1 protein-coding gene is annotated in these 370 nt (G+C 49.7%); it reads left to right on the top strand.

The annotated features are described in order from the left end of the window. Nucleotides 1-158: 158 nt before the first annotated feature. The coding region (locus tag AC1RPH_RS08005) for a hypothetical protein (protein ID WP_481762056.1) at nucleotides 159-370 on the top strand (212 nt) is incomplete at its 3' end.

The raw sequence follows: 370 nt of genomic DNA, 5'->3' as shown, positions 1-370 counted from the left end.
AGCCGGGTAAGGTCGAGGACGAAGCAGTAGAGGAAGAAGACAAAGAGTTTCACGCTGCTCTGGCAGCACTTGTCACGAAGTAACACTAAAGCCCGCGCCGGTCGCTCAGATCGTCCGGGCTTTTTTCGTATCTGCATCCAGATTTAACAGGAGTCCGAATGGAGCAAATCGCACCCATCGACTTCTTCGTCTTCGAGGAATTCCAGTCTCGGTTCCAACAGGTATTCAACTGTTCGAAGTGTGCGTTCATCAACACGCATGATAAAACGGCTCAGCTCCAAAAGTTGTTTGGGAAAGGAAAGCCGTTGACGTATCCGTACGCGTACTTCGAGGTCAAGAAGATATCCGAGAACATAGACTCGTATAACCC

The sequence above is a fragment of the Dellaglioa sp. CoH-57-MRSF-16 genome (assembly GCF_056782055.1).
Note: the sequence above shows the minus strand (reverse complement) of the source record. Positions and strands in the feature narration are given on the sequence as shown.